Origin of the sequence: Saccharococcus sp. Marseille-Q5394 (assembly GCF_946901335.1) — a bacterium.
Lineage (GTDB): Bacteria > Bacillota > Bacilli > Bacillales_A > Planococcaceae > Sporosarcina > Sporosarcina luteola_C.
The window spans coordinates 588,203-607,433 of the sequence record NZ_CAMPPQ010000001.1 but is presented as its reverse complement, the minus strand read 5'-3'; the positions used below and the strand labels follow the sequence as shown (position 1 = coordinate 607,433).

At 37.3% G+C, this 19,231-nt stretch carries 17 protein-coding genes; all 17 read left to right on the top strand.

All coding sequences use genetic code 11. The features are described from left to right. Positions 1-69: 69 nt before the first annotated feature. The 17 genes from OC538_RS03005 to OC538_RS02925 all read left to right on the top strand — a co-directional run bounded on the left by OC538_RS03005 (position 70) and on the right by OC538_RS02925 (position 19,125). A complete protein-coding gene (locus OC538_RS03005; protein WP_262173239.1) occupies positions 70-3,315 on the top strand; it encodes a metallophosphoesterase in 3,246 nt (1,081 codons plus the stop codon). Between the two features lie 513 nt (positions 3,316-3,828). After that, positions 3,829-5,130, top strand: a complete 1,302-nt coding sequence (locus tag OC538_RS03000; RefSeq protein ID WP_262173238.1) for a RecT family recombinase — start codon at positions 3,829-3,831, stop codon at positions 5,128-5,130. 2 nt (positions 5,131-5,132) lie between these two features. Beyond that, a complete protein-coding gene (locus tag OC538_RS02995; RefSeq protein WP_262173237.1) occupies positions 5,133-5,975 on the top strand; it encodes a hypothetical protein in 843 nt (280 codons plus the stop codon). Continuing rightward, positions 5,972-6,460: a single-stranded DNA-binding protein gene (locus OC538_RS02990; protein WP_262173236.1), complete on the top strand. Its 489-nt coding sequence runs from the start codon at positions 5,972-5,974 to the stop codon at positions 6,458-6,460. Before OC538_RS02995 ends, OC538_RS02990 begins: the two co-directional genes overlap by 4 nt. 73 nt (positions 6,461-6,533) lie before the next feature. Then, on the top strand, positions 6,534-7,238 hold the full coding sequence (locus tag OC538_RS02985; RefSeq protein WP_262173235.1) for a RecB family exonuclease: 705 nt from the start codon (positions 6,534-6,536) through the stop codon (positions 7,236-7,238). Positions 7,239-7,557: 319 nt separating this feature from the next. Further along, positions 7,558-7,881 carry a hypothetical protein gene (locus OC538_RS02980; protein ID WP_262173234.1) on the top strand — a complete coding sequence of 108 codons (324 nt, stop codon included), beginning with the start codon at positions 7,558-7,560 and terminating at the stop codon, positions 7,879-7,881. Between the two features lie 166 nt (positions 7,882-8,047). Continuing rightward, entirely contained in the window at positions 8,048-8,431 is a 384-nt protein-coding gene (locus tag OC538_RS02975; protein ID WP_262173233.1) for a hypothetical protein, read from the top strand. Continuing rightward, positions 8,418-9,635, top strand: a complete 1,218-nt coding sequence (locus OC538_RS02970) for a hypothetical protein (protein ID WP_262173232.1) — start codon at positions 8,418-8,420, stop codon at positions 9,633-9,635. The genes OC538_RS02975 and OC538_RS02970 overlap by 14 nt, the downstream gene beginning before the upstream one ends. Before the next feature lie 294 nt (positions 9,636-9,929). Continuing rightward, positions 9,930-10,274 carry a YolD-like family protein gene (locus OC538_RS02965; RefSeq protein ID WP_262173231.1) on the top strand — a complete coding sequence of 115 codons (345 nt, stop codon included), beginning with the start codon at positions 9,930-9,932 and terminating at the stop codon, positions 10,272-10,274. A 97-nt stretch (positions 10,275-10,371) separates the two neighbouring features. Continuing rightward, complete coding sequence (locus OC538_RS02960; RefSeq protein ID WP_262173229.1) at positions 10,372-10,707, top strand: hypothetical protein; 336 nt, start codon at positions 10,372-10,374, stop codon at positions 10,705-10,707. A gap of 585 nt (positions 10,708-11,292) precedes the next feature. Next, a complete protein-coding gene (locus OC538_RS02955; protein ID WP_262173228.1) occupies positions 11,293-11,541 on the top strand; it encodes a hypothetical protein in 249 nt (82 codons plus the stop codon). Positions 11,542-11,556: 15 nt separating this feature from the next. Next, entirely contained in the window at positions 11,557-11,919 is a 363-nt protein-coding gene (locus OC538_RS02950) for a hypothetical protein (RefSeq protein WP_262173227.1), read from the top strand. 116 nt (positions 11,920-12,035) lie between these two features. Beyond that, positions 12,036-12,698: a RadC family protein gene (radC, locus tag OC538_RS02945; RefSeq protein ID WP_262173226.1), complete on the top strand. Its 663-nt coding sequence runs from the start codon at positions 12,036-12,038 to the stop codon at positions 12,696-12,698. Between the two features lie 219 nt (positions 12,699-12,917). Beyond that, entirely contained in the window at positions 12,918-15,665 is a 2,748-nt protein-coding gene (locus tag OC538_RS02940; protein WP_262173225.1) for a type I restriction endonuclease subunit R, read from the top strand. A gap of 108 nt (positions 15,666-15,773) precedes the next feature. Continuing rightward, on the top strand, positions 15,774-16,376 hold the full coding sequence (locus OC538_RS02935) for a restriction endonuclease subunit S (RefSeq protein ID WP_262173223.1): 603 nt from the start codon (positions 15,774-15,776) through the stop codon (positions 16,374-16,376). Beyond that, positions 16,373-17,926, top strand: coding sequence for a type I restriction-modification system subunit M (locus OC538_RS02930; protein WP_262173221.1), 1,554 nt, complete (start codon positions 16,373-16,375; stop codon positions 17,924-17,926). The genes OC538_RS02935 and OC538_RS02930 overlap by 4 nt, the downstream gene beginning before the upstream one ends. Before the next feature lie 8 nt (positions 17,927-17,934). After that, positions 17,935-19,125, top strand: a complete 1,191-nt coding sequence (locus OC538_RS02925) for a restriction endonuclease subunit S (RefSeq protein ID WP_262173220.1) — start codon at positions 17,935-17,937, stop codon at positions 19,123-19,125. Positions 19,126-19,231: the final 106 nt, after the last annotated feature.

Here is a 19,231-nt window from a genome sequence, read left to right as displayed (position 1 = left end):
ATAATACTTTTAAAATTAATTATAATTTTTCGTATCTACCAAAACAGAGCTAAGGGGGAGATGATCTAAATGCGTATTTTACATTTATCGGATGTTCATTTCACAAAAGGTCATAAAAACTTTCATAATTATGTATTAGAGCCGCTTTTTAAAGATATACATGAAATGCATAATGAAATTCCTATTGAATTGGTGTTATTTACCGGCGATTTGCTCGATAAAGGAGGATATCCAAAAGAGCCCCTTGAATCATTTGAGTCTTTCGAAAGTGAATTTATAGATAAACTATTAAAAACATTATCGTTACCTAGGGAAAGATTCATTTTTATCCCAGGGAATCATGATATAGACCGAAAGAAAATTAACCCTCTGACTGAAAGAGGCTTAAAGACCTCCCTAGTTACAGCAAACGAAATTGAACTTCATATGGAAACCCCACAAAATTTAAATCTTGAACGTATTGAAGACTACAAGCTCTTTGAAAACATATATTACTCGGACTATGAAAATTATAAAGATAATGGTTTTGGATACTCAATAATATTAGATATCAACAACCTGAAAATTGGAATAGCTGGTTTTAACACTGCATGGAGATGTTTTGATGATAAAGACAAGACTAATTTAATCATGGGGAAGAAGCAAATTACTCAAGTTGATGCTCATTTAGGAACAAAAGAATTGGATTATAAAATCGCACTAATGCATCATCCTTTCGAATTTTTATGTGAGTCTGAGTATGAACCAGTAAAAGATTATATATTGAGAGATTACGATATTCTCTTCACGGGTCATACTCACCAAAGCAATGCTCAATCGATTACAACCAGTTTAGGAAAAGGTTGTATACTATGCGCAGCACCATCAAATTGGGAGAAAAACAATTTTCAAAACCATGGTTTAAATAGAAATGGTTATAACATCATTAACATAAATAATAACGAGAAGAGTATAACAATTCACTTTAGGAGATATAATTATGACAAAAATCGTTTTGTCGACAATACTGATTTAGGAATGGAAGATACAGCATATTCAACGTTTCATTTAGGTGATGTTATTTCAAGGGAATCATGGATGAACTTTACGAATACAATCACATATATTAAAGACAACTTTTTGGAGGTGATTGAACAAAACCTGGTAAGCTATAATACAGATACTATTGCACCGAAGCAACTAAAAGATCTTTTTGTATTACCAATCATTAAAATTGGCAATTACCATACAGACGATAACACGGAGTTCTCGGACTTTAGGGACAACTCGGAAGTACTCTCTTTTAATAAACTATGTAACTACGATAGAAACCTTGTTATGTTTGGACAGAGCGAATCTGGTAAAACTACTCTTTTATATAGAATTGCACTTGAGATATTGGAAAACTCTTATGTCTCAAAAAAGATACCTGTATTTATAGATCTAAAAACTATTGCTAGCAGGAGTATTTTTAAGAAAGTATCACAGTTCTTAGGGAGAAACTTAAAGTCCACTACGGAGATATTAGAGAAAAATAACACAGTATTACTCCTAGATAACTTACGATATATAATAAGCAATGAAAAATTATATAATGAACTGAATGAGATGTTAACGAAGTATCCGAAAATGAAAATAATTGCAACATATGATTCTCTTTCACAGGAAAATTTACCGTCGGAATTTTTAGGACATCCCATTTCAAAGCAGGTTGATATTGCGAATATAGAGTATTTTAGATCAACAGAAATTCAAACATTAATGCAAAGATGGTTTAACAAAGAAAGCGAAAAAGTAGAAGATGAGAATCTAATACAAATAATTAAAAATTTTCATCTATTAAATATACCTAGCACCCCTTTAGCGGTATCCTTGTTCCTTTGGATATATGAAAAGCAAAAAGGATTTATACCTAGAAACAATGCTGCAATGGTTCAAAACTTTGTGGAAAAACTGTTTGAAAAACATTCAGAATCAGATGTTCAATCATCTAAATTCGATTTTCATAATAAAGACAATCTTCTTGGCCACATTGCAATGGAAATGTATCACCTAGGTGCAGAGAATTATGTTATAGAAGAGGAAGATTTAAGAAACTTTATTAAAAACTTAAATAATAAGAAGAAAATTGGTCTGGAAACACAAGGCACCGAAGTTTTTCATGAATGGGTAATTAAATATTTCGTTGAAAAAGGTATTTTATTAAGTGAAATAAGAGAAAATGGACGAGTCTATAAGTTTAAACTGAATTGTTTCTTTCAGTATTATCTTGCAAAAGCAATGACTTTTTCAAAAGAATTTAAAGAATTAGTATTATCCGAAGAAAGGTATTTGGAATTTCAGAATGAAATAGATTATTATTCTGGTTTGCACAGACATGATGGAGAAATATTAGATCTAGTAGTTTCTAGAATGGAAAGAGAATATATGAAGCTTTTCAAGGAGACAGAAGTATTTGAGAAGGTTCTCAATGAAGATGATTTTCTACTGCCTTTTGATGAAATGTTTGCACGTGGTATTCATCATGAAAATGAATTACTACTCGACAATATTGAAAACGATGAGATAGACGACTTTTTGGACGATCGAAAAGTAAGTGAAGAACAAGTAATGGCTCATCATGATCAATTACTTGAATCGAGTAATCATATGGAGAAACACAGTTCAGTAATTAATAAAATTCCACAGGAGCAATTGTCAAAGTTTGAAATTCTGCAGAGATCATGGGTTTTATGCGGGAAAGTCCTAAAAAATGTTGAGGATTTGGAAGATGGTGCATTAAAGGATAGAGCGTATCGAAACACAATTATATGTTCCTTGTTATTCTTGAAATTAACTACATTAACCGCAGAAGAAATTCTTAAAAATGAAATTGAATCCGAAGATGAACAGATTCAATTTTATAAGTTTTTTATTCGATTTTCGCTACTTTTGCATCAAAATATGCTGTTTTCAGTTATGGGTACTTCAAAGCTTTTACCTGTAATCGAAGATTATGTCAATAATGATGAGTCAAAATATTCTAATGTGGAATTATTTACTTCGATTTTTATGATGATTGACTCGGGAGCTGAAAACTTTAAAGATTTATTTAATCAAGCCGTTCAAAATAATATGAGTTCTGCCGTGAGGGAATTTGTTTTAGCTAAATTACAAATACTTGATTCAAATACTAAAAATGAGGAACTAGAAGTTTTTTATCGAACTAAAATTAATCAATTAGTTAAGAGGAACTTTAAGGGTAAACATGTGATAACTAAACAAAAAGCATTAAATAGGCGTAAAGATTACACTAATAAGAGAGAGTTAGTTAACAGCATTCGCGGAAGTGAATAATAAATTATATTGAGGTATATCGTAGAGAGTAAATGGGGTTTATCTGATTGTATTTTTTTCACGCTCGAATTTGATGACGCAAAAAAAATTATTCACTCCGATTTGCTATACAACTTAGAAACATTTAAGATGGATTTAAATCTTTTTTATCTAAGTCACCACTTTCTCGGTGAAAGTCGTTAAACCTTGCATTGTTTAAGGAGATCCGACATAAATTCTTTGTCTCCGAGTTTTTATATCTATTGATAACTCAGACAGACGTCTTACGTCAAAAAAAGCTATATACTATTAGATATTTACGCATTTACTGCGTGATATATATTTAAAAAGCCGATTGATTCCATTTTGGAAGAGATCGGTTTTTTGTTTAAAAAAATTGAAGGGGTGTTGCTTAAAAATCATGAAAACAAAATTGCTATCGTTTTGTTGTGTTAGTTTCTTAAAAGTCGATTGATCCTTTACGGGTGATATCGGCTTTTTTTATTTCTAAAACTATAAAAGGAGATGGTTGAAATGGAAAAAGTGTTGTCGTTTACAAATGAGCAGAAATCATTGATTTGGAGCAGGTTTGTTCAGCCGACAAATGGGACGCAAGAAGAGGCGAATCACTTCATTGAAGTGTGTGAAACCTTCGGACTGAATCCTTTGCTAGGTGATATTGTGTTCCAACGCTATGAAAGTAAAAACGGTCCCGTGACTAGCTTCATCACTACGAGGGATGGTCTACTGCGTGTTGCAACCACCCAAGATGGGTATGTTGGACCTCCTGTTGCCAATGTTGTCCGGGAAGGGGATAAATTCGAGTTCATCCCGTCTGAAGGTAGCGTGCGCCACGAGTTCGGTCAGAAACGTGGACAGATTCTTGGCGCTTATGCAGTCATGCATCACAAGCGATTCAGGCCGGTAGCTGTTTTTGTCGACTTCCAGGAATATTTTCAAGCGAACTCCGGGGAGTTGAATAATCGATACGGCAATAAAAATGTGTGGGACAAGATGCCTTCCGCGATGATACAGAAGATCGCTGAGGTCTTCGTGCTTCGACGTCAGTTCCCATTGGGTGGGTTGTACACCCGTGAGGAAATGTCTCTTGAAGAGGATGATAACGGAAATGTCGGAAACATTGATGAGCCTATGAAATCTTCTCCAGCCCCTAAAAAGCAGAACGAGAGTCAAACGGATCAACAGGCTGCCGAAACAACTGCTCAGCAATCGAAGGATCAAAATGTTGAGGGTATATTCATTCTGCAAAGTTTTGAAAAAGGAGTAAGTCCACAAAATGTTCAATTCGCAAAATTGAATGTCATGGATAAAGAGAGCAAAGAAGTGAGCTTGGTACTCGTCAAAGCCAATCAGGAAATGATCGAATCACTCAGCCAAGTACCGATGGGCGAAGAGTTATCTATGGTCATCAAGAAAGAGAGTGGATTCAATTTCCTTGTAGAGTTCACTTCTACCCAGAAGAACGAGAAGCCTGCACAGTCTGAATCTGTAATGCATTCGGGTCAAAAGGATACTGTTCAACAACCTGTTCAACAACCTGTTCTACAGGAGAAAGAAACAGCTTCTGAACCACTTGATGCGTTCATTATGGAAAAGTACGAGCAAGGTACAACGCCAGCCGGCATTTCTTTTGCAAAGATGTATGTGAAGAATGTCGCTAGTGGTACCCAAACAATGGTTTTCGCGCAAGGAGAAGAGGCTGTTCAACAAACGAAACACCTATCCGTTGGTGAGAAGTTCAAAATGCAGACCCGTACAGAAAACGGATTTACGTTCTTCGAGAAGTTGGGGGATGCAGACAAGGGGGTGGCTTAATTATGCTACCTGAAATCCTGAAAATTGCAGAGGGATATGGTGTTACATTCAATCCACGGACGTATGGAAAAAAGGAAACGCTATGCAAATGCATATTTTGCGAAGAGGATTCCAAACCGGGCAAAGGACATAAATTCTATTTGTCATTGAACACACAGGACCAACTATACAAATGTTGGTTCTGTGGTGCTTCCGGTGGTGTCTTGGACTTTGAAATGAAGCTATCCGGTCTTCCTTATGATGAAATACGAACAAAGTATTTCGGAACAAGGAAGAAACCACTTCATCCAGCTGAACGGTTGAATGCACGGCAACTCCGTACAATTGGTTGGGCTGAATATAAACGGAAGAACCGGCCTGAGTTTAAAAAGAAAAGGGAAGCGGTTTTGCGAGACTGGAAGAGATATGAACACGAACAGCTGGTGAAACACTTTGCCATGTTTATCGTTATCGCTCATATCGAAAATCAGGAGGAACGGCAGGATGAATTGCTTCGTTTTGTCATGAAGTCGTGTAGAGAAACCCAGATTCATCTACTATTCAACCGAGTATTGGCTGAATATGTGAAAGAAGAAGCTGAAAGAACAAGCTGGGCGATTGAAGGTGCTGAAATAGGAAGGGCAGCATGGAGAGCCTCACTGTCTACCTATGACTTTCAAATGGAGAAAGTCGTGCTGAACGTGTCATTTCTCTATTACATGTTGAAAATGAAAAAACTGGACTGTGAACGAAATTTGGTGAAAAACGATAAAGTGTCGCTTGCTAATTCAAATATCCGTCACCCTTTACGGAGTAGAAATAGGGGCATGGCTATACACGGTCATGAGAAAAGGAGATCAATATGAATAACGTGAGTTTAGTAGGTCGTCTGACAAAAGATCCGGAAATCAAATATACGCAGAGTGGTGTAGCCGTGTGCAACTTCACGCTTGCAGTGAACCGTCCGTTTAAAAATGCCAACGGAGAAAACGAAGCGGATTTTATTATGGTTCAGGTCTGGAGGAAGGCCGCTGAAAATGCTGCAAACTTTCTAAAGAAAGGAAGTCAAGCTGCAGTGAATGGTCGCATAAATACTCGCCATTATGAAAATGACAAAGGGGATCGAGTGTATGTTACGGAGGTGGTCGCTGACTTTGTACAATTCCTTGACCCGAAACCTCAGGGACAGGGAAATCAGCAAGGACAGCAGAATTACCAGCAACCTCAGGGGCAGGGGGGCTTCCAACAGCAACCGAATCCCTATACAGGGAATGCTTCCGGTCAACATGCCAATCAATACGGAACAGTCGGAGGTTCATTTGAAGTAAAGGATGAGGATCTACCGTTCTGATAAATAAAGATGAAAAGGGGATTGGTCAGCCAGTCCTCTTTTCCTTTTTCAAATAAAGAAAGGAGATAGCAGCATGATATTCTCTTTTTCACGATTGAGCTTGTATGAAACTTGTCCGTACCGGTTTTATAAGAAGTATATTCAGGGATATGAGGAACCGATTACTTACCCGTTAGCATTGGGTAAGGGGGTTCATAAAGCCATTGAGGATAAAATCAATGGGATTAGTCATTCAGAAGCAGTTTTAAATGGACTGATCGAAGCTGATTTTCATCCGGAAGTTACTTTGGAGGAGTTGTCCGATTTAGTCAGCCGTGCTCCAATTCAAAAAAACATGGGTGCAACAGAGGTACATTTCAAACTTCCATTATCAAAAGATGAGTCAGCCCCGATAGTTCAAGGGTATATCGATGTAGTCTCTGAAGATGGCGGTAAAATAGTAGACTGGAAAACAAACAGGAGTAGATACGATATTCTGGACAATCACCAAGTCGGTTTGTATGCCTGGGCTATCGGTCAAATGAAGAACCAATCAACGGTGGAAGGGAATTTGTACTTCCTCCGTTTTAGTAGGGGAAGCAAATTTGTTTTCAAACAAGCTGATATGGAAAAGTCTCGACAATGGGCTTTGGCAGTGGCAAACGAAATCAATTCAAAATGTGAAATTCTAGATATGTTGCCTAACAAAGCGGAGAATTTATTTCTTTCCACACCTTCTAGTTATTGCCGTCATTGCCCATTTGTTATAGAGTGTTTTCGTAAGTTTAGCGGAAAATAAATAGAACCTAAGCAAAAGGAGGCAGTTTCAGTTGAGAACGCTTTCCTGGAGCACCAAGCCATATGCATAAAGAAGCATGGAAGTGGGCCATGACAAATGTTTCGTTAATGGTGAACGGCCACGGAGAGTATTACCAGGCAACAATCAGCTTCTATTATGAAAGTTGTTTATGATGAATTGCAGAAATAAGGATATACTAAATAAAATTGATGACTGTGAAAGCGTCCTATCCGTTGTGGATATGGGCGCTTTTTTTGTTTCCACAAAGAAGGACTTTCTAATCTTCTTGTAGAACTAGGTCGATGGGAGGGGATGTTTTGTGGAAATAGAAATGAGTAATGTGCATTGCTTGGTTTGTAATCACCAATTCAGCCAGTCGGACGTTGGAGTAATCGAAGAATGGGAACTTCCGATCTGTGATCCTTGTATTGAAGAAATGTGCAGTTTCAGAGTTAAGTATGACGGCAGCCTTGATCTGTTGGATTTCTTAACCCAAGAAATTAAAGGAAGCAAATGTGCAGGTTGTTTGAAATCGGCAATTGAATTACACGGAATCACATATGGCAGCACGGTTTGGGGGCATGCGCGGTGCAGTGAGTGTAAACAAGGCTGGAGTTTGGAGATACATATTGAGTTTGTTTAATAAAGCAAACAGCCCCCTGTCCAGTTGGATGGGGTGCTGTTTTTGTCGTAGTTTGTCGAAAATATCCAAAGTAAATTTAATTCTGTTATATTAGTCTTATGTTCATTAATTAATATTACATAATTCAGAATTAAGGGTAATAGAATATTGAAGGGAGCATGAAGAAATGCCTTTTAAAGAAAAAGATTTTCCTGCACAGTGTCCTCCGATAGACGCTATAGAAATGGATATTAATCCTGTCTATAGAGTGATAGAAAACGATACAATCCAAGAAGTTGATTTTTTAAATCATAGAGAAAGGAATAAACGGTATCCCTCTCATAAAACATGTGAAGCCCTTGCAATCTCATTCTTTACTACTTATGAAGCAGCAAACGATGCAACAATAAGATTTAAAAATTTACGGAATAAAAAGTTCGTTCAAGGTATAATTACTATGGAATGCGGTATACATAAAACAGAGAACGAACATTTGAATTTATGGTTATATAAAGACGTAGACATGGTTAAAGTGTTTCTAGGAGAGGAAGATCGTGATGGACATAAGTAAATACTCCGAATTAGAAGCACTAGAGGTTGTACATATCTTCGATTATTATGACTTCCCATTGTTCTTTATTTCGCGATCAGAACAATCAGAATATTATTTTAATTATTACATTGAAGAGGTTCAGGAACATATTGATAAATGGTTTTTTAGCAGAATTTCTAATAGGGAAAGAGAAAAAATAATCAGGCAACAACTTTCTGTTGTGAAATTTCTCGATAAGCTTCTGCGACAGAAACGATTACAACATCTTTACATCGATTCTTTTACAGATCCAGGCGAGGTGAAAATTAGACTAGAGGTAGTAGATGATATTAACTTCGATAGAGAAGATTACCCTTTAAAAGACTTTCATGTCGATTATGATTATGTAAGTAAGAAAAATCTAAACAGAGTAGATGAGACTGTCTTTGACAGCTCAAAGTTTAAAGTCATCTTTAAAGATGAGGTTAATAATCATGACATAGACTTAGACTTATTTATGAGTTTAATGCAAAAGTTTACAAAGACATATAATGGGATATCACGAATGAAAAATAGACTTATTAACGAATCGGAGGAACACGCTGATTACTTTGCGAAATTGAGAATTGACTCACTTCAGCCTTCCTCGTTTGGTGTATGGTTAAAAACTGATCCTCTTGAGGCTGATTTATTTGAAGTGCCGGAAAAATCTTTAACTTCTTTTTACAATTTTCTATATGACGTTAAAAATGATAATGAAAATTCTATAGAAGAATCATTGATGATAGACAAAGAATATGACATAGAAACCATTAAGGATATGAAAAATTTCTTGAAAGAGATATCATCAAATAAATTTTCGTTTGCATTAGAAGTTAACGAAAAATCCTCTGAAAAGGAAACTCAGGAAATAGTTTTTAGTAAAAAAGATTATTCGCAAATAGAAGTATTAAACGGAATTTTAATGAAAAATAGTAGTGAAAAGTCAAAAACAATAGATATTGAAGGATTATTAACTTCAATAAACATTCCTAACAATAAATTCCTGGTAATTTCTGAAGAATTTGGAGAGATACGGGGTAGTATGTCTAAAAACCTTAGGGATTCTGTAAAGGATTCTTTTAACCAACAGTTTAAGGTTCCAGGCAAAATTAGAGCTCGGATAGAGCAAAAAATAATAAACAACCATATAGAAGAGGTTTACGTAGAGAAAAACATTATGATTTCTTTTGATCAAGACTAAAAAGCATCTTATCGAGGTGCTTTTTTCTTTTCTTTACACACGAACGTACATTCTCTATAATGAAAACAAAGAAGAGAACAAGTGTGCATGAAACATTGGACAAATCGGATATGGTGGAGTATTGGATATGGTGTAAATGGCAGCTGATGGAACAATCAGCAGGAGGCGTATCAAGATCATCTAGGTAGGTGAGCTTTACTTCCGTGCGTATTGTTTAGGAAATCCAAACGGACTTTTACCATCGACAATGTTATAGCACTTGTTCCCGTTTCTCATAGAGAGGATGATCGTGTAATGAAGGTAGATGGAGATATCAAAGACCGCGGGAGAATCAAATGGACAGCAATGATGCTGCCGGAACACCTTGCAGACCTAAGAGAGTGGCATGCAGAAGATGAACATACAGAACGTCCTGAACTGACAGAGTGGGATTTGGCAGCTCTCCAGGAAGAAATCGAAATAGCTCATAAACGGAAATGCGAAACGTTAATAAAGACTTGGCGTGATGGACGCATAATCGAAAATCAGGGCATTATCGAAGCGATCGACCTACATAACAAAGCTATCCTGCTGGCAGACCCTTTTGGAGATCTTAGATTCTCAATAGAAAATGTCATTTCTGCACAATGCATCGACTGACCACTTTTTAAAGTGGTCTTTTTGTCGGAAAAATATAAAAATAGAAGGACTTTCTAACCTTGCGACGAATATAGGTGTTTAGGAGGGTGGTGAGGAAATGAAAAGTACTGTGAATATACCAAAGGAATTGCTTGATGGTATGACATTGTTATCGGAGGTCATTAATCCTGAATTCGACAACTTCGCCATTGTAATATTAGGGGGAAATATGGATGCGGCTAATTATCGAGCAGGGTTTTCCGTCATCCGACTCTATTTGTTCATTAGAGAAGGAGATGAATATCATTACGAAAAGGAACTTGAAGCGTTCGCCTTTGAAAGTTTGGAAACTGCATATGGATTCCTATTGGCACTCCCGAATATGTCGGCATTGGATTTGCTTTTGAGAATGCACGGACCTGCAGGACTATTTGAAAACTACCAAGTGCATTGACAATCTCCAATACATATAGACAATGAAGGGGATATTCTAAAGAATGAAACGAATGAAATCGGATATCGATTCGAGGTATTAATAGAAGAGACATCTGATATGAAGGAAAAGGTAAGAAACCTTTTGGAAAAACTAAAGAACAAGAAATGATAAGGGAGGGGAAATGCCTTCCTCTTTTTCATCTTTAATCAGCGTATTACTTAACTGTTAGCCTTGTTGGGAGTAATCATGATGAAACCGATCAACCAGCCCCATCCCTTCTTCTTTTCGGAAGATTTGCGACCTCAATAATGCTTTGCTAAAATGTGTGTAACCATTAAGTTTTTAAGTCATCGTTTAGATGAACGTCGTTATACTTTTTAGATATTTTAAAAAGGAGTGCGACATAAATTATGTTGCCTTTGTATTCTCTGTTGAAGAGAAAAGACGGGCTGATGTAACAAGTACATCCAAAATTGCTTTAAAGCATAATCATATGGATATTTACGCTTAATTGCGTGATATATATTAAAAGTCGATTGATTCCTCCGGGAAACGATCGACTTTTTTTGTTTAAAAAATCTCATTAGAAAAGGAGCGATTTAAATGGTCGGAAAACAATTAGAACGTCTTGTTTCTAGCACTAGAAAGGGAGGTGCAGAAAAATCATTCGTCTGCTATGTGGATGAAAAGAAGGAGAAGAAATTTCTAGTCTTTAAATTCGGGGGCATTTATCTACTCGATAGCAGAGGGGAAATTGAAAAGCTGAAATCGTTAACCGACATTGAAGACATTTTTCTTTCCATTGAAAAAGGCGATGTGAAAGTGATTGGCAGCGGAAATATTGGAAACTAAAAGGAGGATATTAAAATGGTACTTGCAAAGCAAGAGGTCATTGAAAACATGGAAGAGGCAATTAAACTAGGGAAGGAAATTGAACGTGTTGAATCGGCGCTGAAAGCTATGAAAGCTCAGTTGAAGGCGTTCGTAGATAATAATGGTCCGGTAGATACTGGTGACGTTATTTGGGATTACACTATATCGGCATCGTGGCAATTCGATGAAAAGGGCATGAAGGAATTGGCCCAGAACATGGTGCTTGAAGGTGTGAATCCATGGAAAATGCTGAACATCACAGCATCCAATCTGAAAAAGATGGGCTGGGATGATGCAGTGATTGCAAAAATGGGCGAAAAAAAGGAGACGCGTCGTTTCGCATCTCGTAAGAAGTAAAACTTTAAAATGTAAATACATCATAACATAAAAAGCCTTCCACCGGGCAAGGAAAGAGTGGCACATGAAAGCTTGTGCCGCTCGGCACTTGCTTTGTGTGAGAAAGGATAACGAAAATGACAACGAATAAATATATTACTTCTGCTCGCGAAGCAGTATCAACATACAATGCAGTTGGTTCTGAAAGTGTTATTGAATTGCAGGATATTCTGGCTGTCTTAATTGGGCCATCTGCGAAACCGGAATTCACTGGAAGACTGGCTGCACGAGGGATTCGAGAGTTAGTGGATATGACGGTATCCGAATTGAAAGAGGAAGGAATGACACACAATGAAGCCCTAAGGGTTCATTCGGGTATGTTGATTGCGCGCAAGATGCGTTCAGCGGGAAAAGCAGACTATCGGTACGTTATCCGTTCACCAGAGGATGCAGCAGCTTATATGATGGCTGAGATGACGAATCTTAATCAAGAACATTTCGTAGTCATCTTTTTGAATGTGAAGAATGAAGTGCTTCATAAGAAGACTGTATTCATCGGGTCGTTAAATTCTTCTATTGTACATCCAAGGGAGGTGTATAAAGAAGCTGTGAAGCATAGTGCTGCCTCAATAATTTGTTTCCACAACCATCCAAGTGGTCGGCCAGATCCTTCACCTGAAGATATTCAGGTTACGAAGAGATTGGCTGAGGCTGGTAGTGTGATGGGGGTGGAACTAATTGATCATGTGATTATTGGGGATCACCGTTTTATTAGTTTAAAGGAGAAAGGTTATTTTTGAGCGAAAAGCAGGAAGCGTCTGAGTTAACACGCTTCCTGCTTTTTCTATTGAATTATTAGGGGGTGAAAAAAGTGTAAGTACTTTCGTACGTCTTACATAAAGAATCGAATTAATAAAGATTCCTATCGCTCCACACAGTTTTACCAGATTTCTAACAAAACGTCTTTCGTTTTTGGTAGAATAGTCTTAGATATATTAAATGTAAGAGGGGGCGTACATATGGGGTATCAATCTGAAGCTCAACTCGAAAGGAATATGATTGATCAACTTGTTAGGCAAGGGTATGAACAAGTAAAGCTACCAGACTATGATGCACTTCTTCAAAACTTCCGTACGCAAGTGAATCGTTTCAATGAGAAAAAGCTAGACGGCAGACCGTTGACTGATATTGAATTTAATCGTCTTCTGACTTTAATAGATGGAAAAAGTATTTTTGAATCGGCAAAAATACTGCGGGATAAGCAGATAATTGAACGTGAGGATGGAACGGAATTATACATAGAGCTTTTTAATACACGTGAATGGTGCAAGAATCTATTTCAGGTAACAGCGCAAACTACGGTGATTGGGACATATACGAACCGTTATGATGTAACAATAATAATTAACGGTCTTCCAGTTGTTCAAGTTGAATTGAAAAGAAGAGGGTTGGACTTCAAAGAGGCTTTCAATCAGATACAACGCTATCGAAAACATTCCTATAAGGGGCTATACCGTTTCCTTCAAATCTTTGTCGTCACCAATGGAGTTGATACGAAGTACTTTTCAAATTCCGATGGCGATGTACTATTTGGTTACACATTTTATTGGTCTGATGCAGAGAATAACATCATTACGAACTTAAATGATTTTACTGCTACATTTCTTGGAAAATGTCATATTGCAAAGATGATTGCGCGCTATATGGTTCTGAATGAAAATGAGAAGCTTCTAATGGTTATGCGGCCATACCAGGTCTATGCAACAGAGGCCCTTGTTGAACGAGCGCTTGAAACAAAAAATAATGGTTACATATGGCATACCACAGGATCGGGAAAGACACTTACTTCATTTAAGGCTAGTCAGATTCTAGCTAATGAACCGTACATCAAGAAAGTCTTTTTCCTAGTCGACCGTAAAGACTTGGATAGCCAGACAATCGCTGAATTTAATAAGTTCGAAAAAGGATCGGTTGATACAACGGATAAGACAGACATGCTTGTTAAGCAGATTGAGGATGTCATGAAACCATTCATTGTCACCACCATTCAGAAGATGGCCAATGCAGTGAAGAATCCTCGATACGGAAAAATTATGGATATCTATCGGGATGAACGAGTTGTGTTCATTATCGATGAATGTCATCGCAGCCAATTCGGTGAGATGCACACCAATATATCGAGACATTTTAAGAACGCTCAGTATTTCGGCTTTACTGGTACGCCTCGCTTTGAAATAAACAAAAGTCAGGATGGTCGGACTACTGCTGATATTTTTGAAAAATGTCTTCATACGTATTTGATAAAGGATGCCATCAGAGATGGGAACGTTCTTGGTTTTTCAGTGGAACATATTCGGACATTTAACGCAGCCGTTGATGAATCCGACAAAACCCGCGTCAAAGCAATTAATACGGATGAGGTATGGTTGCATAGGGATCGGTTGCAGTTGGTTGTCCAAAATATCCTTGAGAATCATGAAAGAAAATCCCGAAGCAAGGGTTATACAGCAATCTTTACTGTACAGTCCATCCCCATGTTGATTAAGTATTATGAAATTTTCCAAAAAGTTAAACATCCGTTCAAAGTAGCTGGCATCTTTACTTACGGAGCTAATGAAGAAAGCGAAGGAAAAGATGAGCATTCGCGGGATAGCATTGAGCGTATGATTGAGGACTATAACGGAATGTTTGATACGAATTTCTCTACAGATACATTCTCCGGTTATTTTTCAGATGTTTCCAAGCGTGTGAAGACAGCTCAAATCGACATACTGCTTGTCGTGAATATGTTCTTGACCGGTTTTGACAGTAAAACACTTAATACGTTGTATGTAGATAAGAACTTGAAACACCACGATCTGCTACAAGCTTTCAGCCGGACAAACCGTGTGGAGAAAGCAACGAAGCCCTATGGGAATATCGTGTGCTATCGGAATTTAAAACAAAACACAGACGAAGCGCTCAAACTGTTTTCCCAGACAGATTCGGTTGATGATATTTTAATGAAAAGCTACGTTGAGTACCTAGCCATGTTTCTGAAATCGGTAAAAAAAGTGCGTAAAATTGCGGCTACTCCTGAAGCGGTCGATCAGTTGGAACGGGAAGAAGACCAAAAAGCATTTGTTGATGTTTTCAAGGACATGACAAAGCTATTGATCCGCTTGAAAACATTTACTGAATTTGAATTTGACCCTGAGGCTCTTACAATCGATAGCCAAACGTATGAAGACTACAAGAGTAAGTACTTGAAAATTGCCGATCGTGTGAAAAATGATGTTGAAAAAGTATCTATCCTGCAAGATATTGATTTTGAATTAGAGCTTATGCACACAGACCGGATTAATGTAAGTTACATCATGAATCTTATTCGGGATCTTGATTTCAGCGATAAAGACGATTTAGAGAAGAGGCTGCGCTTCATTGAAGAAGAGGTAGATCGTGCTGATAATCCTGAACTACGTTTAAAAATAGATCTGATTAAAGGATTCTTGAAACGTGTGGTTCCTGACTTAACGAATGCAGACTCTGTTGATGATGCGTATAATCATTACGAGGAAGAGGTACGGGAAGAAGAGATACAAGCGTTTTCTGATGAAATCGGTTTTCCGGAAAAAGATTTGAAACATCATCTAGAGGAATACGAGTACAGTAATATCATCCAGCAATCTGCAATTAGTGATTCGTTAAAAGTTGGGTTATTAAAGAAAAGAAAACTATCAAAGCGGATTGTTCAATTTATTATCGAGCATACAAAACGGTTTGCATGAGAGTGAGCATATCGCTCTCTTTTTTTGTTATTTTTTAAAATTACAGCTATTTATAATTGCTATTTTTAAAAATAACAGCTATCATTAAATTGTTGATAGACTAAGGAGGTGGAGGATATACAATTACAAGAAATTGCTTCAGTCGTACAAGGAGTAAATTCTGCGCGTGTTGAAACGGCAGAAAATGCACCTAACGCTGAGCTTGTTAAGATATTGACGTTAAAAGAATTTAACGAAGCGATGGGATTACCATATCGGCTAGCACAGGATAAGAAGACAAGCATCTGGATTGACGAAGAGCGGATGGATAAACTTCGATTGACCGAGGAAAACATGATTGTCGTACATTTACTATCTCAACGAGTCGCTTCCATACCTGGAATCTATAAAGGGCTTCTGGTTCCTTCGAATTTCGTTGTTATCGATTTTTATGAACCGGTCAATGCTAAGTTTATTGAATGGTATTTCAATGAACATGCAGAAGTTCGTAGGCAATTTAAGTTGGCCACACAAGGGACAAGTGTTTCCTCCTTATCCATCAATATGTTGCGAGAAATGAATGTCTCGCTACCACCAATTCAGTTGCAAAATGAGATAGGGAAGATTATTCAAGCGATACAGCAGAAAAAGAAACTCATTGATGAGAGAATGGAACTGGAAGATCAATATATCCACGAATTACTTTCAGAGAAAATGGAGGAATATAAATGACAACATCCGAAAAACAACGGCTACAGCAGGCAGAACTACATAAAAAGCTATGGGATATGGCGAACGACCTTCGAGGCCAGATGGAAGCGAATGAATTCAAAAACTATATTCTTGGCTTAATTTTCTATCGCTACTTATCCGAAAAGACGGAGACTCGTGTAGAAAAGCTATTAGAAGAAGACGCTATTACTTATGGAAAGGCATGGGCTGATGAGGAATATCGTGCGGCATTGGCAGAGGAACTACTCCAACAAATCGGTTATGTAATCGAGCCTAAATACCTCTTTTCAAATATGTTGATTGAAATTGAAAAAGGAGACAATGGAGAGTTTGATACGGAATTGCTGCAAAAAGCAATTAATGCAGTAACTGAATCGACGCTTGGTACAGATAGTCAGGCGGATTTTGAAAACCTGTTTGATGATATGGATTTGACTTCATCAAAACTAGGCCGTGAAGTAAAATCTCGTTCTAAGTTAATTGCAAAAATCATGGCCAGTGTAAACGACATTCCGTTCTTGCATGATGACGTTGATATTGATGTGTTAGGTGACGCATACGAGTATTTGATCTCACAATTTGCGGCAAATGCTGGAAAGAAAGCGGGAGAATTCTACACACCTCAACAAGTGTCTAAAATACTAGCTAAAATCGTTACCATCGGAAAAACCGATTTAAAGAACGTTTATGATCCTACCTGTGGCTCCGGTTCCCTATTATTACGAGTAGCAAAAGAAGCAAATGTCCGTAAATTTTACGGCCAAGAATTAACTTCCACAACGTATAACTTGGCTCGCATGAACATGTTGTTGCATGATGTTTCTTACCAGAACTTTGATATTCAAAACGACGATACATTGGAAGAACCAGAACATCTGGATTTGAAATTTGAAGCGGTCGTGGCAAATCCTCCCTATAGTGCAAAATGGAGTGCTGATGAGAAATTTTTGGATGATGAGCGTTTCAGTGCATATGGTCGCCTTGCACCCAAATCGAAAGCAGACTTTGCGTTTGTCCAACACATGATCCACCAGCTTGATGACAATGGAACGATGGCAGTTGTATTGCCGCATGGTGTGCTCTTCAGAGGGGCTGCAGAGGGAATTATTCGAAAGTATTTAATTGAGGACAAGAATTATTTGGATGCAGTTATCGGTCTCCCAGCCAATATCTTTTTTGGAACGTCCATTCCAACATGTATTCTGGTTTTCAAAAAGTGCCGCGAAGCAGATGACAATGTAATGTTCATAGATGCATCTAATGAATTTGAAAAAGGGAAGAACCAGAATATCTTAACAGATGAAAACGTGGAAAAGATTGTAAAAGCATACAAGTCGCGTGAAACAATTAACAAGTACTCTTATGTAGCGTCATTAAATGAAATTAAGGAGAATGACTATAACCTCAATATTCCTCGCTATGTGGATACATATGAAGAGGAAGAACCAATTGATTTAGAAGCTGTTTCACTTCGGATGAAGGAAATTGATATAGAAATTGAACAAATTGATGCTGAACTTGAAAAGTATTTCAGGGAATTGGGGGTTTGAGACTTCTGATGGGAAATATATTAAAAAATTATAAGGTGTATAAAAATTCGGAAATTCTCACAAGGGTACAAAATCCAGTTGAGGTTGAAGAAGAAGTCGAGTATGTCCAAATCGGCATACGTTCACATGCCAAAGGGATTTTTATAAAAGAGCCTGTTTTAGGTAAAGAACTAGGTAATAAACGCGTATTTTGGATTGAGGAAGATTGCTTTATTGTAAATATTGTATTTGCTTGGGAGAGAGCAATCGCGCAGACTAATAGTGAGTTAAAAGGGTTTATCGCATCTCATAGATTTCCAATGTACAGAGTTGATAATAATAAGGTGGACTTGGATTACTTTACCAGACTCTATCAAACAAATCGCGGGAAATATCTTTTAGAACTCGCATCTCCCGGTGGAGCAGGTAGGAACAAAACACTTGGACAAAAAGAGTTTATGGAGCTAGAAATAAAATTACCCCCCCTTGAAATTCAAAAGAATATCTCTGTTTTTTTAAACGTGCTCGATCGTCTCATCGCAAAGCAACAGGAAAAGGTTGAAGTCTGGCGTGAATATAAAAAGGGCATGATACAGAAGCTATTTAGCCAAGATTTGCGGTTTAAGGATGAGGATGGGAAGGATTTTCCGGAGTGGGAAGAAGTTAAATTAAAGGATATCTCCTTATCCATCTCATATGGCATGAATGCAGCTGCCAAGGAATTTGACGGAGAAAACATCTACCTTAGAATTACAGATATTGATGATGAAAGTCGACAATTTATCGAAAAAGGCAAGGTATCACCTAATGGTTTATTAGAAGAAAAATATAAGCTTAAAAAAGGCGATATTTTATTTGCTCGTACTGGAGCCAGTACGGGAAAGAGCTTTATCTTTGATGATGAAGAACGCTCATTTTATTTTGCGGGTTTCTTAATCAGAGCGCGTTTGAAAGAAACTGTCGATGGGAATTTTGTTTACCAAAGTACCTTGACTAGCAATTATAAAGAGTGGGTTAAAATAATGTCTATGCGTTCAGGACAACCTGGTATAAACGGAGTGGAGTATGGAGAATTAAGTTTTCAATTACCTTGCCTTAAAGAGCAACAGAAAATTGCTGAGTTATTGTCAACCTTAGATGAGAAAATACAAAACGAAACCAATAAAGTTGAGCTGTTTCATCTTCAAAAACAAGCTTTTATGCAACAAATGTTTATATGAACCCGAGAGTAAGTTGAATTAATGCTAATGGGTGAAGTGTGCCAGTGAAGAATACCTTTCAATAAAACTGCTCATTACCTTACTGGTGATGGGCTTTTTATTTAAA